Source organism: Rhizobium sp. SL86 (assembly GCF_026672545.1).
GTDB lineage: Bacteria > Pseudomonadota > Alphaproteobacteria > Rhizobiales > Rhizobiaceae > Neorhizobium.
Genome location: NZ_JAPPRJ010000001.1, coordinates 868,736 through 886,031, shown reverse-complemented (window position 1 = coordinate 886,031; position 17,296 = coordinate 868,736). Strand labels below are relative to the sequence as shown.

Genomic DNA, 17,296 nt, shown 5'->3' with positions numbered 1-17,296 from the left:
ATTCCTGCGATGGATATGAACGAAATCAAAGAGATCTTCTTCCAGGAGTGCGAGGAGCAGCTCGCCGAACTGGAATCTGGTCTTCTCAAGCTCAATGACGGTGACCGTGACCCGGAAACGGTGAATGCCGTCTTCCGCGCTGTCCATTCGATCAAGGGCGGTGCCGGCGCGTTCGGGCTTGATGACCTGGTTTCGTTTGCCCACGTGTTCGAAACGACGCTCGACTGCGTCCGCTCGAACAAGCTGGAACCGACGCAGGACGTTCTGAAGGTGATGCTGAAGTCGGCCGACGTGTTGGCCGACCTTGTGGCGGCATCCCGCGATGGCGGCAGTGTCGAAGAAGGACGCACCCGTGGCCTCGTGAAAGAGCTTGAAGCGCTTGCACGTGGTGAACTCCCGTCCGGCGGGGCTGCCGCCGAGACGCCAAAGGCGGCCCCTGCAAAGGCTGCACCCAAGGCCGCTCCGGCACCGGCTGCGCCCCCCGTGGCTGCAGCGCCGCCGCCGACCGATGACAGCGGCTTCCAGCCGATCCCCTTTACGTTTGACGGCTTTGGTGAGGAAGAGCAGACCATCGAGCCGTCGACCTTCGAGGTCATCTTCAAGCCACGCCGCGAACTCTACGCCAAGGGCAACGAAGCCGCCCTGTTGCTGCGCGACCTGTCGCGCGTCGGCACGATGAGTATCAACTGCGACACGGACCAGCTTCCGCCCTTCGACAAGATGGATCCGGAAGAGGCCTATTTCACCTGGAAGATCCAGGTGAAGACGGACAAGGGCGAGCAGGACATCCGCACCGTCTTTGAATTCGCCGAATGGGACTGCGACCTCGATGTGAAGGTCGCCGAAAGCTCCGAGGAGGAGCTTCCGATGGTTCCGGTGCCCTTTGACCTGTCGGTCCTCGACGATGGCAGCGACGCCTCCGGGGAAGATCAGGACGCTTCCGACGAGAGTGCGGCCAATGACGCTGCCGCTGCCGTTGCCGCGGCTGAAACCGCCAGCAATGTCTCCAAGATGGCGGCTGCTGCCGCCCGTGCCGACAAGAAGGAAAGCCAGGCTGCTGCTGCAGCGGCGGCTGCCGCCAATGCCGCCAACGCTGCCAATGCAAGTGCTGGTCAGACCATCCGCGTCGATCTCGACCGCGTCGACCGTCTGATCAACCTCGTCGGCGAATTGGTCATCAACCAGGCGATGTTGTCGCAGAGTGTTATCGAAAATGACACGACAGGCACCTCGTCCATCAATATGGGTCTCGAGGAACTGCAGCAGCTGACCCGCGAGATCCAGGACTCGGTCATGGCGATCCGCGCGCAGCCGGTGAAGCCGGTCTTCCAGCGCATGTCGCGTATCGTTCGCGAAGTGGCCGACATGGTGGGCAAGTCCATCCGTCTGGTCACGGAAGGTGAAAACACCGAAGTCGACAAGACGGTCATCGACAAGCTGGCCGAGCCGCTGACGCACATGATCCGCAATGCCGTCGACCACGGCATCGAAAGCCCGGAAAAGCGTGAGGCCGCCGGCAAGAATCCGGAAGGCACGGTCAGGCTGACCGCAAAGCATCGTTCGGGCCGCATCGTCATCGAGCTGGTCGACGATGGTGCCGGTATCAACCGCGAGAAGGTGCGCCAGAAGGCGATCGACAACGACCTGATCCCGGCGGACGCCAACCTGTCGGACGAAGAGATCGACAACCTGATCTTTATGCCGGGCTTCTCCACCGCCGACAAGATTTCCGACATCTCCGGCCGCGGCGTCGGCATGGACGTGGTCAAGCGGTCGATCCAGGCCCTCGGCGGCCGCATCTCGATCAGCTCGCGGCCCGGCCAGGGTTCGACCTTCACCATGAGCCTGCCGCTGACGCTCGCCGTCCTCGACGGCATGGTGGTCACGGTTGCCGGCCAGACGCTGGTCGTGCCGCTGACGGCGATCGTCGAGACGCTGCAGCCGGAAGCCTCCTCGATCCATTCCTTCGGTGCCAACCAGCGCCTGATCTCGATCCGCAACTCCTTCTGCCCGCTGGTCGATGTCGGCCGCATCCTGAACTTCCGTTCGATGCAGGCCAACCCGGTCGAAGGCGTGGCGCTTCTCGTGGAATCGGAAGGTGGCGGCCAGCGTGCCTTGATGGTCGATGCCATCCAGGGCCAGCGGCAGGTCGTTATCAAGTCGCTTGAAGCAAACTACACCCACGTTCCGGGCATTGCCGCAGCAACCATTCTCGGCGACGGACGTGTGGCGCTCATCCTTGACGTGGACGCCGTGGTTTCGGCCTCGCGCGGCCAGTCGTTGAGGCAGGAAGGTGGAATGAAATCGGACATGTCATTGGCAGCAACGGGTTGATTGACGGGTAAAGTGTATGTCGTACGCCGTGAAAAATCTTGTTCAGGGAAGTCGGGAGCTCATTGCCTTCCGCATCGGGGACCAGGAATTTTGCGTCAACATCATGTCGGTCCGCGAAATCCGCGGCTGGACGAAGGCGACCGGGCTGCCGCATTCGCCCTCCTATGTCATGGGGGTGATCAATCTGCGCGGTGCGGTCCTGCCGATCGTCGACCTGTCGGCCCGTCTCGGCATGCGGCGTGCAGAACCGAGCCCGCGTCACGTGATCATCGTGGCGCAGGTGAGAAACCGCATCGTCGGCCTGCTCGTGGAAGCGGTTTCGGACATTCTGACCGTCACCGACGACAACATACAACCGGTACCGGAAGTCTCTTCAGATCTGGAAAAGCAATATGCGCGGGGCATTCTCGCGATCGACAAGCGAATGATCTGCCTCATCGAGCTCGATGCTCTGTTCCCTGATACCGAAAGCGAAGCTGCATGAAGCCTCTTGGCGCATTTGATGGCAGACAGTCACCGGACGAGGTTCTGGCGAGCGGAGAATATCCGCTCACCCGCCGCGACCTCACCGAAATTGCTGCCATGATCTATTCGGACGCAGGGATCTACCTGAACGAGACGAAGGCGTCGCTCGTCTACTCTCGCCTGTCGAAGCATATCCGCAATCTGGGACTTCGTGGCTTTCGCGAATATTGCGCGCTGGTGTCGTCCGCCGAAGGCGCACAGGCAAGACGTGAGATGTTGTCTCACCTGACCACCAACTTCACGCGCTTCTTTCGCGAAAATCACCACTTCGATCACCTGCGCGACGAGGTCCTTCCGGGACTGATCGCGCGCGCAAAGGCCGGCGGGCGTGTGCGCATCTGGTCGGCGGCCTGTTCCGATGGTCAGGAGCCTTATTCGATCGCCCTGACGGTCATGGCGCTTCTGCCGAACGCGGTCGATTATGATTTCCGCATCCTGGCAACGGACATCGATCCAAAGATCCTGGCTCAGGCGCGTGCCGGTATCTATGACGAGAACTCCCTGGAGACCGTCACGCCTGTCATGCGCAAGCAGTATTTCAAGGAGGTCGACGTCGGCGGTCGTCGCAAGTTCCAGATTGATGACAAGGTTAAGAAACTGATCACCTACAACGAATTGAACCTGATGGCCCAGTGGCCGTTCAAGGGCAATTTCGACGTGATATTCTGCCGGAATGTCGTGATCTACTTTGATGAACCGACCCAGATGAAGATCTGGTCGCGTTTTGCATCCCTGTTGCCCGAAGGTGGCCACCTTTACATCGGTCATTCGGAACGCGTGACCGGCGATGCTAAGAATCTTTTTGATAATATAGGAATAACCACCTACCGCTATACTGGCAAAAGCGCGGGGAGGAAAGCATGACCATGCCGGCACGTGTCCTAGTTGTGGATGACTCTCCGACGATGCGCGGGTTGATCACGGCCGTGCTCAACTCCGACCCGGAGGTCAGCGTCATCGGTCAGGCCGGTGATGCGCATGAAGCCCGTGCCGCGATCAAGGAACTCAATCCGGATGTCGTCACCCTCGATATCGAGATGCCGAACATGAACGGGCTGGAATTCCTTGAGAAGATCATGCGGCTTCGCCCGATGCCGGTCATCATGGTGTCGACCATGACGCACCAGGGCGCCAATGCAACGCTGGCAGCCCTTGAGATCGGGGCCTTCGATTGTGTCGGGAAACCGGTCCCCGGCGACGCACGGCCTTTCGGTGACCTGGCGGAGAAGGTGAAGGCTGCTGCCCGCTCGAACAGGGGGCGGTCACGCTCGGCCGTCGTGCCGCCTGTCGCGCCCACGGCGGATTACCGTGTCGGACGCAAGGTGGTGGCGATCGGCTCGTCCACCGGCGGTGTCGAGGCGTTGATCGCTGTCCTGCAGAAATTCCCGAAAAACTGCCCGCCGACAGTGATAACGCAACACATGCCGCCGACGTTTACGAAAAGTTTTGCTGAAAGGCTTAATCGTATCTGCGCCCCTGTGGTGCAGGAAGCAACGGACGGCGCGCGTTTGGAAATCGGTAAGATTTACCTCGCGCCGGGTGGCGACCGGCACCTCCAGGTGTCCAATCCGTCCGCTCCGTGCTGCCGGCTCATCGAACGCGACCCCGTCAACGGTCACCGGCCGTCGGTGGATGTCCTGTTTGATTCGGTGGCAGACCTGGCTGGACGAAATGCCGTTGGTGTCATTCTGACCGGTATGGGCCGGGATGGTGCTTCCGGCCTGCTCAAGATGCGGAGTGCGGGCGCACGCACCATTGGGCAGAATGAAAAAACATGCGTGGTCTATGGGATGCCGAGAGTCGCGCATGACATCGGTGCCGTCGAGCAGCAACTGCCGCTCAACGCCATCGGAGAAGAAATCCTGAAATTAACCGCCGCCCGAAAAGAAGGTACCGAATAAATGTCTCTCGCTGAAAAAATCAAAGTTCTGATCGTGGATGATCAGGTGACGAGCCGGCTGCTGCTCAGCGACGCCCTGACACAGCTCGGCTTCAAGCAGATCACCGCCGCAGGCGATGGCGAGCAGGGGATGAAGATCATGGCCGAGCAGCCTCATCATCTGGTCATCTCCGACTTCAACATGCCGAAGATGGATGGCCTCGGTCTCCTCCAGGCGGTTCGGACCAATCCCAACACGAAAAAAGCGGCCTTCATCATTCTGACGGCCCAGGGCGATCGCGCTCTGGTGCAGAAGGCGGCTCAGCTGGGCGCAAACAACGTCCTGGCAAAACCTTTCACGATCGAAAAGATGAAAGCTGCCATCGAGGCGGTATTCGGAGCGCTTAAATGAATCAGATGGCCGCAGCCAAGCGGATGAACATCATCCAAGGCGAATTTAAGGTTACGGATGATCCAGATGCAGTCATTACGACGATTCTGGGATCCTGCGTGGCTGCGTGCCTGAGAGATCCGGTGGCCGGGGTAGGGGGGATGAACCACTTCCTGCTGCCAGGCAACGGGCCGGGGGGCATGTCGGGCGGTGACATGTCCCGTTACGGTGTTCATTTGATGGAATTGTTGATCAACGGCATCTTGAAGCGCGGCGGACGGCGCGAGAGACTGGAAGCCAAAATCTTCGGCGGTGCCAAGACGATCGCAAGCTTTTCGAATGTCGGCGAGCAGAATGCGGCTTTCGCGACGGAATTCCTGAAGGATGAAGGCATCAAGATCGTTGGTGCCTCCACCGGGGGAGAGTTCGGTCGCAAGCTTGAATACTGGCCGGTCAGCGGTCGCGCGCGGACCTATCCACTAACGGGTGCAGAAACACAGAAGACGGTTGCTCTGGAGCAGCGTCCGGCGAAGCCGGCCAAACCGGTCGAAAGCTCAATCGAGTTCTTTTAGTAGAGGAAGCAATGACCGAACCTTATGTCCAGCCAGTGACTTACCTCGACGAAAAGTTGCCGGACGTGCTGATGCGCATCGTTTCCGAGCTGTACGACGTGGCCTATCTGATCGAGCGCGTGGAACCCCAGCTGCTGGAAATCGGTGGCACGTCTGTTCTGCAATCGCCGGACACGATGAAAGTGCTGCAGGGCATTGACCTTGCCGTGCAGAAGGCCCGCGGCCTTGCCGAATTCATCGATACGATCACGGCGACGATACCGGAAGACTGCATGGTCGATGTCTCGACCGCGCTCAACCTCGTGAAACTCGCCGACATGCACAAGGCCCTGAGCAAGGGCATGCGCCATGGTCATTCGCAGCCGCTGAGCAAGGCTGCGGGAGATTTCGACCTGTTCTGATATCGCGGCAAAGCCGTTTGACCCGTCATCACTGGCATCCCCAAGCGAAACGCTCGCACAAGCTTCGCAGTCTAGTTTGGGATTGGGCAAAAAGCCTCTATCCAGTGACGGTGCGGGAACAGAATGAATCTGTTAGCTCAATTCAACCAAGTTATGAAGAACTTAGGGTCGCTCGGGCAGACCAAGCTGCTGACTTTGGCAGGCGTTGGTGTCGTGTCCATGGCGATTGTCATCGCCGCGGCACTTTACGTCAACAAGCCTGCTTACGAGACGCTCTACGTCGGCCTTGAAACCTCCGACCTCAATCAGGTCAGCGCCGCTCTTGCAGAGGGTGGCATTGATTTTCAGGTGGGTCAGGACGGTTCAAGCATTCAGGTCCCGGTCGGAGCCACGAGCAGGGCCCGTCTGATGCTGGCCGAGCGTGGACTGCCGAACAGCAGCAATGCCGGTTATGAACTCTTCGATAACGTCGGATCGTTGGGCCTCACCTCCTTCATGCAGGAAGTGACACGCGTGCGCGCCCTGGAGGGCGAGATTGCCCGTTCCATCCAGCAGATCAGCGGCATTGCCGCCGCCCGCGTCCATATCGTGATGCCGGATGTCGGCAATTTCCGCCGTGCCGGCCAGAAGCCGACGGCCTCCGTGATGATCCGCGCCAGCAATGACGCAGGACGCAAGGCGGCGGCCTCGATCCGTCACCTCGTCGCCTCGGCCGTTCCGGGTCTTGAAGTCGATGACGTGACCATCCTGGATTCGACTGGCCAGCTTCTGGCGTCGGGTGACGAGTACGGCAACAGCAATCTCAGCCGCAGCCTGACGACCGTCCAGACCGTTCAAAAGGAAATCGAATCCAATATCGACAAGGCTCTGGCGCCTTTCCTCGGCATGGACAATTTCCGCTCGAGCGCGACGGCCTTGCTCAATCTGGATACCCAGCAGATCCAGGAGACCGTCTACGACCCCGAATCGCGCGTCGAACGGTCGGTCAAGGTCACGAAAGAGGCCCAGAAGTCGCAGCAGCGCCAGTCGGATACCGCCGCCACCGTGGAGCAGAATGTTCCGCAGGCCGCTCCCGAGGGCGGTGGCACCGGTCCTGAATCTTCCGACCAGAGCGACAAGAAGGAAGAGCAGACCAACTACGAGATCAATTCCAAGACCACCGCGACCACCCGCAACAGCTATCGTGTCGAAAAACTCTCGATCGCCGTCGTGGTCAATCGCGCCCGTGTCGCAAAGATGGTGGGCGAACCGGTCGACCAGGCCAAGATCGACGCCTATCTCGCCGAGATGCAGAAGATCGTCGCGACCGCCGCCGGCGTGAATACCGAGCGTGGCGACGTGGTCAATGTGACGGCCATGGACTTCCTGGAAAGCCAGCTGCTCGACGAAGCTGCCGCCTCGGGCCCCGGTGTCGGCGAGATCCTGACCCGCAATCTGGGTGGCATCATCAACTCGGCCGCCTTCATCCTGGTTGCCTTCCTCGTCATCTGGTTCGGTCTGCGCCCGGTCGTCCGCACGGTCGGCGGTGTCGCCGGCGGGTCCTCGGAAGTGGCTGCGGAAGCCGCCGGTCTCGAACTGCCGGACTTCTCGCCGACGGCCGCTGGCGCTGCGGCGCTTCCGGAGGGATTTGGTGCGGATTTCGGCGCGGATTTCGGCTTCGACGGTTCGAGCGATCTCTTCGGCGCCGAGGACGATCCGAACGGTGGCTTCAACCGCCGCGTCAAGGAAGGACCGGAAAAGCGTCTGGCCCGCATGGTCGAGATCTCCGAAGAACGCGCCGCGAAGATCCTGCGCAAATGGGCCGCAGATCGGGCCGCGTAAGATCAATATTAGTGAATATGAAAAAAAAGGCCGGCATCTGCCGGCCTTTTTGCTTTTCTTATGCTGAATCCAGGCGCAGCATGACAGGTGGCGGCTGTGGGCAAAACCGGGTTTATGGAGAACGAAGGTGCTAAAACCGACAAGTCTGTAGGAAAACGCAGCGGGGTTATGGCAATTCCTGGGCAGCTCCCTAAAATGGCCATGATTCGGACGGTCGTGGCGGCGGATCTGGGCAACAGGCTCAGACCATGACTGGAAGGCGGACTGGGGATCGGGCATGATGCCTTTTCCCCGATGGAGAGTGGGCTCGATGGAGTTGCATGGCGCAGACATGAAAGCTGGGAGCCGGCATTTCCTTGATGCAAATGCGTCGAAGACCGGCACGCGCGATCAGTTTCTACGTCGCCTCTCGATCAGTGGAACCGCCGGAAACACGCAGTCGGCCATGCGGCTTCTGACGGACTATGTCGGTGCCTCGCATTACCTTCTCGCCCGCTACGACCTGATCCAGGAGCAGGGCCTGAATTCCATCATAGCGTCGAATTGGCCGTTTGATCTCGTACGTCAGTTGAGCGAGGATCTTGCGCGCAGCTACGCCAAATCGACGGAGGTCGAGAAGTGCCTCACGATTCTGACGCCACAATTTGCCCTCCTGCCGGATAATGTCGATCTACCGGAAGATGTCAGCCGCCAGTATTGCGCCTTGAGTTTCTGCGCCGGCCGCATCCGCTATTCCGTCATGCTGCTGTTCCTGGAGGGCCTGATCCTGTCGCAGGAGCGATTACGAGAGGTCGGGCTGCTCGCCGGCTATGTCCTCAGCCTGGGAGAGGCGCGGGAGGCGCGGTCTGACCGAGACTTCGATCTTACCGATCGAGAACTGGAATGCCTCTTCTGGATTGCAGAAGGCAAAACAAGCGACGAAATCGCCGTCATCCTCGGCATCTCCCGCAACACCATCAACAATTACATTACCAGCGTCATGCGCAAGACGGCGACGAAAACGCGATCGGAAGCGATCGCCTACGCTGTTCGTAACAATCTGGTCTAGGATCGACATATGGCATCTTGGCAGGGACTGTTCGACACCGGTGAGACCGCAGGCGTCTTCCACAACATTGCTGCGCGTGCCTCCAGCCGCTCCGATATCTTTCCGAAACTCGTGTCTATGCAGAAGACGCTGCAGGCGCGCAATTTCGCGGTTCTTCGTATTGCGGGCGCGGGTTTGCCGAACAAGCGCAAGGTCGTCTGTGAACTCGACAACTGGGGTGCCGCGGCGATCGAAAACAGCCGGACGCTGCTGGATGCCTACGGCGAGATCTTCCTGCAGCATATCGAACTCTCGATCCTTCCGCTTGTCTGGGGCTCGGCGGAAAGCGAGATGCGGGGAACGAGCGCGGAAGTGCCCCCGATGGTTCTGACGCTGGAGGCGAAGAAACTGCCGTTTTCCGGCATCGCGTTCCCCGTGCGCCTCGGAGCCGTCGGCAACGGTTATGTCGCCTTTTCGGGCGGGCCGATGGCCATCTCGAGCGATGCGGTGATCGATCAGCATATCCGCAGCTGCCATATCATGATGGATCTTCTGGCGCTGGAGGAACGACGTACGGTGCCCGCGGAAACCTTGAGCGAACGCGAAGTCGCCTGCCTGCAATTGGCGGGGGATGGCCAGATCAGTGAAGAAATCGCCGAACGCCTCGGTCTGTCGGTTCACACGGTCAATGCCTATCTGGGCTCGGCGACGATCAAGCTGGATGCGGTCAACCGCATCCAGGCCATCGCCAAGGCCATTCGCCTCGGCTTTATTCACTGACAGAAAAGGCGTCCGGGCGGCGTTTCGGCCCGGACAACTGGCCGATCAACTGGCAAGAGCCGTCGGATATTTCACGTAGCGGGCTTCATGCAGGCTGCGCGACAGGAAGCGGGTGTTTTCCTCCGGATCGTCGGAGGCCTCCTGGAAGGAGATGTGATCGATCTCGAGACCGGCCGTCGTGTCGGCAAGCGTCAGGCGGGCATAGATCGAGACGCCGCGGGGTTTGATTTCCAGGTCCAGGATGACCTCCGGCACGGTGTTCCACTCAAGGCGGTAATCACCACCGCTGCCAAAGCTGATCGTGCCGGGATGGAAATACAGCTCCGCTGCGGACGAGACGAGATCCGCAATGCTGCTGTAGCATTCCAGCCGAAGAAGCGAGATGAGATCCGCCGCATCGAGCAGTCGAAGTTCCGTGGCTACCGGACTGATTGCTTCTGCCAAAATCTTTTCGCGCTCAAGTGAATAACTGCATTTTTTCATAATGTTCTAGCGTATCCGTCTCTTGGGCGCGCGCGCGGCGTACACCCTGTGAATCAGCTCAGCCACAGCCTTGTAAAAGGCTGGTGGAATCACACTATCCACTGAGACTTGCGCAAACATGGAGCGGGCCAGGGGAGGATCTTCGAAAACGGGGATCTGGTTGGCCTCGGCGATCTCGCGGATTTTCAGCGCAACGAGATCGGTTCCCTTGGCAACCACCACCGGAGCGTCGCTTTCCTCGCGCACATAACGCAAGGCAACCGCATAGTGGGTCGGATTGGCGATGATGAGCGTGGCGCGTGGAACGTTGTTCATCATGCGCTGGCGTGCGCGGCTGCGCATCAACGAACGCTGGCGCGATTTGACCACCGGGTCACCCATGGCCTGCTTGTTTTCGTCCTTCACCTCCTGCTTCGTCATCTTCAACTGGGTGTACCAGTGATGCCGGGTCCAGAAGAAGTCGGCCGTGGCCAGAACGGCTGTGGCCAGAACGATAACGACCATCATCTTCTTCATCGAATCGTAGAGCATCGCCGGGACGACCACCGGATCGGCAAACATCGCGTCCAGCGTATGGATGAAATCGCTGCGCATCGCGAAAAACATCACGACGCCGACGACCGCCACCTTGAAGATCGACTTGCCGAATTCCACCAGGCCCGGAACGCTGAAGATTCGTTCGAAACCCTTGACGGGAGACAGGCGGGAGAACTGCGGTCTTACCCGTTCGAGCACGAAGGACGGCATGTTCTGGGCAAAGGAGGAGCCGAGGCCGAAGACGGCAAACAGCAGCATGACCGGCAAAAGAAAAGCCGCCGCATCCCAACCGAGATGGACGGCGAGCGAAACCACGTCAGAGGCATTCTCAAGTTGCCACTGATCCGGTTTTTCAATGATGTCTTTGAGCGCTTCGCCAAGTTTGGCAATGCTGTTCGGCACGAAGAACAGCATGAAGAAATAGAAAGCAAGAGATGATGCAAACAGCGTCACCTCTTTTGAAAATGGAACATTACCCTTCTCGGCAGCATCCGAAAGTTTTTTGCCGGAAGGGTTTTCTGTTTTACTTTCTTTATCCTCGTCAGACAAGGCTTCATCCTTGTTCCAGGATGGCGGCGTCCCGCCTCCGGTGGTCTGTCACGAAGCCATCATGGCTTGCGTGGGTCTGGCGGCGCGGACGCCGCCAGACGAATTAGGCTGCTTCCGGAGACGTCTGGCCTTCGGTCGCGGCTTCCTTGAGCTGGATTTGCCCTGCATTGGCCAGTCGAATGGCCTCCTGCGCCACGGCTCTGCGGGCGATGGCCACTTCGCGCGGATTGGTCACCGCGTTGGTGGCGCCAAGATCGGCCTCGATCATGCGGCGCTGGCGTGGGCTGATGGCCGACAGCACACATTCCTTGATTTCGGGCGAGGCACCGCGCAGCGACATCGTGAGAATATCGGCCGCGATGTCGTTGAGCAGCATGACGCGGCTGCGCTGCGGCATGGCAAGCAGGTCTTCGAACAGGAAGATCTTCGGACGGACCTTCTTGACCGATTCCTTGCTGATCGTTTCGAGCGAGCTGAGCAACGTGTCGACCTGCGGCTTGTCCAGCTCGTTCATGAGCTCGGCCACCTTGTTCGAGCCGTTGGAGTTGCGCTCGGCCTCGATCAGTTCGATCAGTTCGATGACGCGATTCTCGATGATCTGCGCAGCCTTCGGGCTGACATCCTTCATGTTCACCGTACGGTTCATGATGTCCGCACGCTGGCTGTCGGGCAGCTGAAGAAGCAGCTTTGCACCGAAGGAGGACGGCAGCATCGAAAGGATATAGGCGATGGTCTGCGGATGTTCGCGCTGGAGGAACTGGCCGACGAACACCGGATCGGCGTCCTGGAGGCGGTCCCAGATGGAGGTCTCGTAAGCCTGGAAGGCGGTGCGGCGGCCAAGCAGGCCATCGACTTCTTCCGGGGTCAGGCCTTCTTCCAGAATGCTTTCGATGGCGCGGGCATTGTCCATAAGGCCTGCACCCTCGGTGAACAGGTCCTCGAATTCGTTGACCAGCTGCAGCAGCTCATCCGGTGGGATCTCACGCAGCGTCTGGGCCGACGCGATGATGGTCTGAAGTTCGCTCTGGGTGAAATATTTCAGCAACTTGCCCGCAACCCCCTTGCCCATGGCAAGGAGGACCGCTGCGGCTTTTTCAGCTTGGGATAACGGTTTCGTGGAAACTGCGCCTCCGAAATCGTCAAAGTCCATCATGGTCTTCCCTCACTGTACCTCATGGGATCAGATTTTCTTTGTGCTCAAAATTTCCGTCAGCTTCACGCCGAAGCGGGTATCGTCATTCTCGAGGACCGTGATTTCGCCCTTGGCAATACGGCGACCACTCACGCTGATTTCGACTGGCTCGCCGATCCGCTTGTCGAGCGCTATGATGGCGCCCTCCTGCAGATCCATCAGGCCTGCCACCTGCATCTTGCTGGTTCCCAGCACGATCTCGACCGTGATGGGAATATCCATGATCAGATCGAGATTGGACGTGAGCGCGCTGCCCGGTTCCGTCATCTCGGAGTGGCTGTCGCCACCGAAGCTTGAACCTCCAAAATCGCCGCCACCAAAATCACCGCCGCCGAAGTCACCGCCGCCGAAATCGGCCGTTTCGCCGAAGGCCGGAGCAGAACCCGAATCGCTTCCGAACTCTGCACCAAAATCAGCCATCCCGCCATCGGAGTCGGCCTTCAATACGCCGCGAAGATCATCGATCGCCTGATCCAGCTCGGCTTCATTGCCGGTCGCCGGGAACACATCGTCTTCATCAAGTGGGGTCTTCTTGGTTGCCATAGAGACATTATTCCTTTTGAAACTTGCGTCAGCCTGCCCATATGCGGCGGTGCAGAAATTCAGCCACTTACTTCATCAGATGGCGCAGCAATTCGTCCTCTGAGCTGACATTGTCTTTGACACGAACGGTATAGCGTTCGCCGGATCGTCCAAATTCGCAGGTGTACATGTCCTTGCCGTTGGCGCTCACCTGAACCCTGACGTCGGACTTGTCCTCGAACGCGATCACATCACCGGCCATGAGGCGCGAGACGGCGTTCAGAGTCATGCTTTGCAGACGGATGCGGGCCTCGAGCGTCACCTGCGAGCGGCGAACCTGCTCGGCGATCCGAGCCGCCCATTCCTGCTTTTGTTTGCCGGCCTGGCCCTTCGATTTGGGGGTGACCACCTTGGTCTTGAGCAGGGCCTTCTGCGGAATGACAAGCGCGATTTCGGAGGTGACCTTGCCGATCTCGATTGCCATGCGGATGGCCGCGCCGAATTCCGGGCGTCCTTCCTCATCCGGCGCAACACGATCCTTGCCGTTGTAGGGCCGCTCCAGCATGGCCTCGAAGCCGCCCGGTGCATTGACGCCGGACCGCAGCACGTTGGCGATCCGCTCGAACACCATCGTCGCCAGGTCGAGTTCGATGTCCGACAGCGGACGGTTCGGCGGCTGCTGCACCATGCTGGCTTCTGCACCCAGCATACGCTCCATCAGGCCGATCACGAAGGTATTGCCGCAGCCGAGCACGAAGTTCGGCGACCAGTTGCGCAGCGAACCGTTGACAAACGCAAAGTCGGGACCGAGTTCGCGCAGCAGGTCTTCCATCAGCCCGGACTGGAATCCGGTATAACTGACGTCGATGGAAAACCCGGTCTCGCTCTGGAAAACGTCGGGCAGGAATTCCGCGTAAAGCTGTCCGAATTCGCTGCAGATCTTCTCGACCGTTTTGTAGTCACCGAGCCCTCCGGTCAGCTTGGCAAGGAGTGCAAGGTCGATTGTCGGGCTGTTGTCAGTCTGTTCGGTCATCGCTTATGCCGCCTTTTCGCCGCCGCCGCCCGGGTTCATCATTTCCTGTTCGACCGAGTCGATCGACGGACGTTCGTAGCTGGAAATCGTCTTGCGTCCGTATTCGAGAGCCACCTGCGGCACCGAGCCGTTCATATAGGCGATCAGCGTCTGCTTCACGACGATATACAGGCGGTGCTGTTTCGTCCGCACGATCTTGATCTGCGAGCAGATCGGCGAGACCACGCAGTAGGACAGGAAGATCCCGAGCATGGTGCCGACAAGCGCCGCGCCGATGAGGCCGCCCAGCACTTCCGGCGATTCGTTGATCTTCGCCATGGCCTTGATGACGCCGAGAACGGCGGCGACGATACCGATTGCCGGAAATGCGTCGCCCATCGTCGAAAGCGCGTTGTAGGGCTTCATCTTGTCGTGCAGGATCGTCTCGATTTCTTCATCCATCAGCGCCTCGATCTCGTGGCTGCGTGCGTTGCCGATGATGATGAGACGCACATAGTCACAGATGAACGAGGTGAGTTCCTTGTTCTTCAGGACCGTCGGTGCCGTCTGGAAGATCGAGGATTCATCCGGATTGTCGATATGCGCTTCGATCTCGTTGCGCGACTTGGTGCGCAGGTCGCGCATCAGGGAATAGAGCACGCCGAGGACATCGAGATAGTTTCGCTCTTTCGGCACGGCATATTTGAATGCCTCACCCATCGCCTTTCCCGAATCCTTCACCACCTTCATCGGGTTCGCCATGATGAAGCTGCCGATGCCGGCACCACCGATGATCACGAGCTCGAACGGCTGCACGAGGACGTCCAGGTGTCCGCCCATCGCCATGAAGCCGCCGAGGACGCAGCCGAGCGTGATTACGAATCCGATAATGATAAACATCGCGTGCCTGTACCCTAGTTGTATCAGGTGCTTCCATTACCGGCACTGGCTTGCGTGAGGCTGGGTTACCGGTCGCTAAACAGCGTCCCCTGGTGGAACAGCCTCGCACAAGTCTCTCTGCCTATCACTGGCCGCAGGACGGATCTTGTCATCCGCGTTTTGGCGTTTGTGGCCCTCTTGTTTCGGGCGTCGCGCTGTCAGGTCAAAGACGGAGCTCGTTTACATGCAGTCTGGATTGTACGTCGGCATTTCCTCGCAGATCGCGCTGGAGCGCCGCCTCAACACCATCGCCGACAATATTGCGAACATGAACACCGTCGGCTTCCGGGCAACGGAGGTGAAGTTCGATGAGGTGCTGAGCAAAATCCGCACCGATCTCAATGCTAATGTCGCCTTCGTCAGCCAGGGGAACGATTATCTTTCCACACGCAGCGGTGCCTTGACGCAGACCGGCAACACGCTCGATTTCGCGATCAAGGGTGATGCCTGGTTCTCCATCGATACGCCGGCCGGTCAGGTTCTGACGCGGGACGGACGTTTCACGATGCGCGAAACCGGCGAGCTTGTCTCCAACATGGGTTATCCGGTGCTGGACGCTGGCGGAGCGCCGATCCAGCTGAACCGCGCAGGCGGCCCGCCGCAGGTCAGCGCCGATGGTCAGATCATGCAGGACGGCAATGTCGTCGCCACGCTCGGCCTTTATTCGGTCGACGTGTCGCAAGGTTACCTCCGCTACGAGAATGGCGGCGTGATCCCGACGGCGGAACCGCAGCCTGTGGTCGACAGCTTCAATGTCAGCGTCGTCCAGGGTTATCTCGAAGAATCCAACGTCAATGCCATCGGGGAAATGACGGAACTCATTCAGGTGAACCGCAACTTTGCCGCCATTTCCTCCCTGATGCGCGATACGGAAAGCTCGTTCAGCGACGCCATCAAGGTGCTCGGCGGATCATCGACCTGATCCGAAGGGTGATCCATGGATACCAATACGGCTGAAGGTTCCGGCAGTTCCAAGCTGGCGCAGATGGCGGATCTGGTCCGCCGCTTTAGTGATCCCAAGGTGACCGTTGCGCCCGGCGGCCACGTGCGTACCATTGCGGCCGGTCACTATACGGTCTCTGGTCTGTCGCGGCATGTCCGTCTCGGCGAATTTGTCGCTCATCGCAGCCCGACCGGTATTCACCTGGGCGAGGTCGTCCGGGTCGAGCCGGATATCATTTATGTCTGCCCCATCGAACCGGGCGAGCCGATTGGCATCGGCGATACCGTGATCCGCAAGGGAGCGTTCCGGGTCGCGCCCGACGACAGCTGGTGTGGCCGGACCATCAGCTCGCTCTGCGAACCGATCGACGGCAAGGGCCCCTTGCGCAATGGCCTGTCCAAGCGCTCGATCTCCAACACCGCGCCCCCCTCGATGACCCGTCAGCGGATCGAACACGGATTTGCCACCGGCGTCAGGGCGATCGACATCTTCTCGCCGCTCTGCCTCGGTCAGCGTCTCGGCATCTTTGCTGGGTCCGGCGTCGGCAAGTCCACGCTTCTGTCGATGGTCGCCCGCGCCGAAGCCTTCGACAAGGTCGTCATTTCGCTGGTCGGCGAACGCGGGCGCGAAGTGCGCGAATTCATCGAGGATACGCTCGGCGACAATCTCGAGAAATCGATCGTCGTCGTGGCGACGAGCGACGAAAGCCCGATGCTGCGCAAGATGGCGCCGCTGGTCGGCATCACCATTGCCGAGCACTTCCGCGACAAGGGCGAGAACGTGCTGTTCATCGCCGACAGCGTGACGCGTTTTGCGCATGCCATTCGCGAGGTCGCGGTTGCCTCCGGTGAGCCGCCGATCGCCCGCGGTTATCCGGCCTCCGTCTTCACCGAGCTTCCGCGCCTTCTCGAACGCGCCGGACCCGGTCCGGAGGGAACGGGAACCATCACGGCGATCATCTCGATCCTGGTCGATGGCGACAACCACAACGACCCGATCGCCGATTCGGCGCGCGGCATCCTGGATGGCCATATCGTGCTCGAACGCAGCCTGGCGGAGGAGGGGCGCTATCCGCCGATCAATCCTCTGTCGTCCATCTCGCGCCTTGCGCGCAAGGCCTGGACCGGCGACCAGGAAAAACTCGTCGCACGGCTGAAAGCACTGATCCATCGATATGAGGAAACAAGGGATCTTCGCCTGATTGGCGGTTACCGCGCCGGCAGCGATCCGGATCTCGACATGGCCATCAAGCAGGTCCCGATCATTTACGACGTGTTGAAACAGACACCCGGTGATCCTCTCTCGGGTGATGCCTACGGCGATCTTGCCAATGCCTTGAGAGCCGCAATGGCAGCACCCGGCGCCGGCAATGCGAGGCAGAAAGGATAG

18 protein-coding genes are annotated in these 17,296 nt (G+C 59.7%); 12 read left to right on the top strand and 6 right to left on the bottom strand.

Translation table 11 applies throughout. The features are described from left to right. The first annotated feature begins 9 nt into the window (after positions 1 to 9). From OU993_RS04475 to visR, 10 genes are all read left to right on the top strand, one after another. Entirely contained in the window at positions 10 to 2,334 is a 2,325-nt protein-coding gene (locus tag OU993_RS04475; protein WP_268155043.1) for a chemotaxis protein CheA, read from the top strand. 16 nt (positions 2,335 to 2,350) lie between these two features. Next, positions 2,351 to 2,818 carry a chemotaxis protein CheW gene (locus OU993_RS04470; RefSeq protein WP_268155042.1) on the top strand — a complete coding sequence of 156 codons (468 nt, stop codon included), beginning with the start codon at positions 2,351 to 2,353 and terminating at the stop codon, positions 2,816 to 2,818. Further along, positions 2,815 to 3,723, top strand: a complete 909-nt coding sequence (gene cheR, locus OU993_RS04465; protein WP_268155041.1) for a protein-glutamate O-methyltransferase CheR — start codon at positions 2,815 to 2,817, stop codon at positions 3,721 to 3,723. Before OU993_RS04470 ends, cheR begins: the two co-directional genes overlap by 4 nt. Then, a complete protein-coding gene (cheB, locus tag OU993_RS04460; RefSeq protein ID WP_268155040.1) occupies positions 3,720 to 4,760 on the top strand; it encodes a protein-glutamate O-methylesterase CheB in 1,041 nt (346 codons plus the stop codon). The genes cheR and cheB overlap by 4 nt, the downstream gene beginning before the upstream one ends. Further along, the gene (locus OU993_RS04455) at positions 4,761 to 5,150 is read left to right on the top strand and encodes a response regulator (protein ID WP_062555336.1); all 390 of its coding nucleotides are present in this window, start codon (positions 4,761 to 4,763) and stop codon (positions 5,148 to 5,150) included. Beyond that, positions 5,147 to 5,701 (top strand): chemoreceptor glutamine deamidase CheD, encoded by a 555-nt coding sequence (cheD, locus tag OU993_RS04450; protein WP_268155039.1) that lies wholly within the window; start codon positions 5,147 to 5,149, stop codon positions 5,699 to 5,701. The genes OU993_RS04455 and cheD overlap by 4 nt, the downstream gene beginning before the upstream one ends. A gap of 11 nt (positions 5,702 to 5,712) precedes the next feature. After that, a complete protein-coding gene (cheT, locus tag OU993_RS04445) occupies positions 5,713 to 6,102 on the top strand; it encodes a chemotaxis protein CheT (RefSeq protein ID WP_268155038.1) in 390 nt (129 codons plus the stop codon). A 123-nt stretch (positions 6,103 to 6,225) separates the two neighbouring features. After that, positions 6,226 to 7,923, top strand: a complete 1,698-nt coding sequence (fliF, locus tag OU993_RS04440; RefSeq protein ID WP_268155037.1) for a flagellar basal-body MS-ring/collar protein FliF — start codon at positions 6,226 to 6,228, stop codon at positions 7,921 to 7,923. Between the two features lie 331 nt (positions 7,924 to 8,254). Continuing rightward, complete coding sequence (gene visN, locus OU993_RS04435) at positions 8,255 to 8,971, top strand: transcriptional regulator VisN (RefSeq protein WP_268155035.1); 717 nt, start codon at positions 8,255 to 8,257, stop codon at positions 8,969 to 8,971. Between the two features lie 9 nt (positions 8,972 to 8,980). Further along, complete coding sequence (gene visR / locus OU993_RS04430) at positions 8,981 to 9,730, top strand: transcriptional regulator VisR (protein WP_268155034.1); 750 nt, start codon at positions 8,981 to 8,983, stop codon at positions 9,728 to 9,730. A gap of 45 nt (positions 9,731 to 9,775) precedes the next feature. On the opposite strand, the gene OU993_RS04425 is transcribed toward visR, so the two are convergent. The 6 genes from OU993_RS04425 to motA form a co-directional block, all read right to left on the bottom strand. After that, positions 9,776 to 10,213, bottom strand: a complete 438-nt coding sequence (locus OU993_RS04425; RefSeq protein WP_268155033.1) for a hypothetical protein — start codon at positions 10,211 to 10,213, stop codon at positions 9,776 to 9,778. A gap of 6 nt (positions 10,214 to 10,219) precedes the next feature. Then, complete coding sequence (flhB, locus tag OU993_RS04420; RefSeq protein WP_268155032.1) at positions 10,220 to 11,299, bottom strand: flagellar biosynthesis protein FlhB; 1,080 nt, start codon at positions 11,297 to 11,299, stop codon at positions 10,220 to 10,222. Positions 11,300 to 11,402: 103 nt separating this feature from the next. Beyond that, on the bottom strand, positions 11,403 to 12,452 hold the full coding sequence (gene fliG / locus OU993_RS04415) for a flagellar motor switch protein FliG (RefSeq protein WP_268155031.1): 1,050 nt from the start codon (positions 12,450 to 12,452) through the stop codon (positions 11,403 to 11,405). Positions 12,453 to 12,479: 27 nt separating this feature from the next. Continuing rightward, entirely contained in the window at positions 12,480 to 13,034 is a 555-nt protein-coding gene (gene fliN / locus OU993_RS04410; RefSeq protein WP_268155030.1) for a flagellar motor switch protein FliN, read from the bottom strand. Between the two features lie 67 nt (positions 13,035 to 13,101). After that, positions 13,102 to 14,046, bottom strand: coding sequence for a FliM/FliN family flagellar motor switch protein (locus OU993_RS04405; RefSeq protein WP_268155029.1), 945 nt, complete (start codon positions 14,044 to 14,046; stop codon positions 13,102 to 13,104). Between the two features lie 3 nt (positions 14,047 to 14,049). Then, positions 14,050 to 14,925: a flagellar motor stator protein MotA gene (motA, locus tag OU993_RS04400; RefSeq protein WP_268155028.1), complete on the bottom strand. Its 876-nt coding sequence runs from the start codon at positions 14,923 to 14,925 to the stop codon at positions 14,050 to 14,052. 223 nt (positions 14,926 to 15,148) lie between these two features. On the opposite strand from motA, the gene flgF reads away from it, so the two are divergent. Further along, positions 15,149 to 15,886 carry a flagellar basal-body rod protein FlgF gene (gene flgF, locus OU993_RS04395; RefSeq protein WP_268155027.1) on the top strand — a complete coding sequence of 246 codons (738 nt, stop codon included), beginning with the start codon at positions 15,149 to 15,151 and terminating at the stop codon, positions 15,884 to 15,886. Positions 15,887 to 15,901: 15 nt separating this feature from the next. Further along, positions 15,902 to 17,296, top strand: a complete 1,395-nt coding sequence (fliI, locus tag OU993_RS04390) for a flagellar protein export ATPase FliI (RefSeq protein ID WP_268155026.1) — start codon at positions 15,902 to 15,904, stop codon at positions 17,294 to 17,296.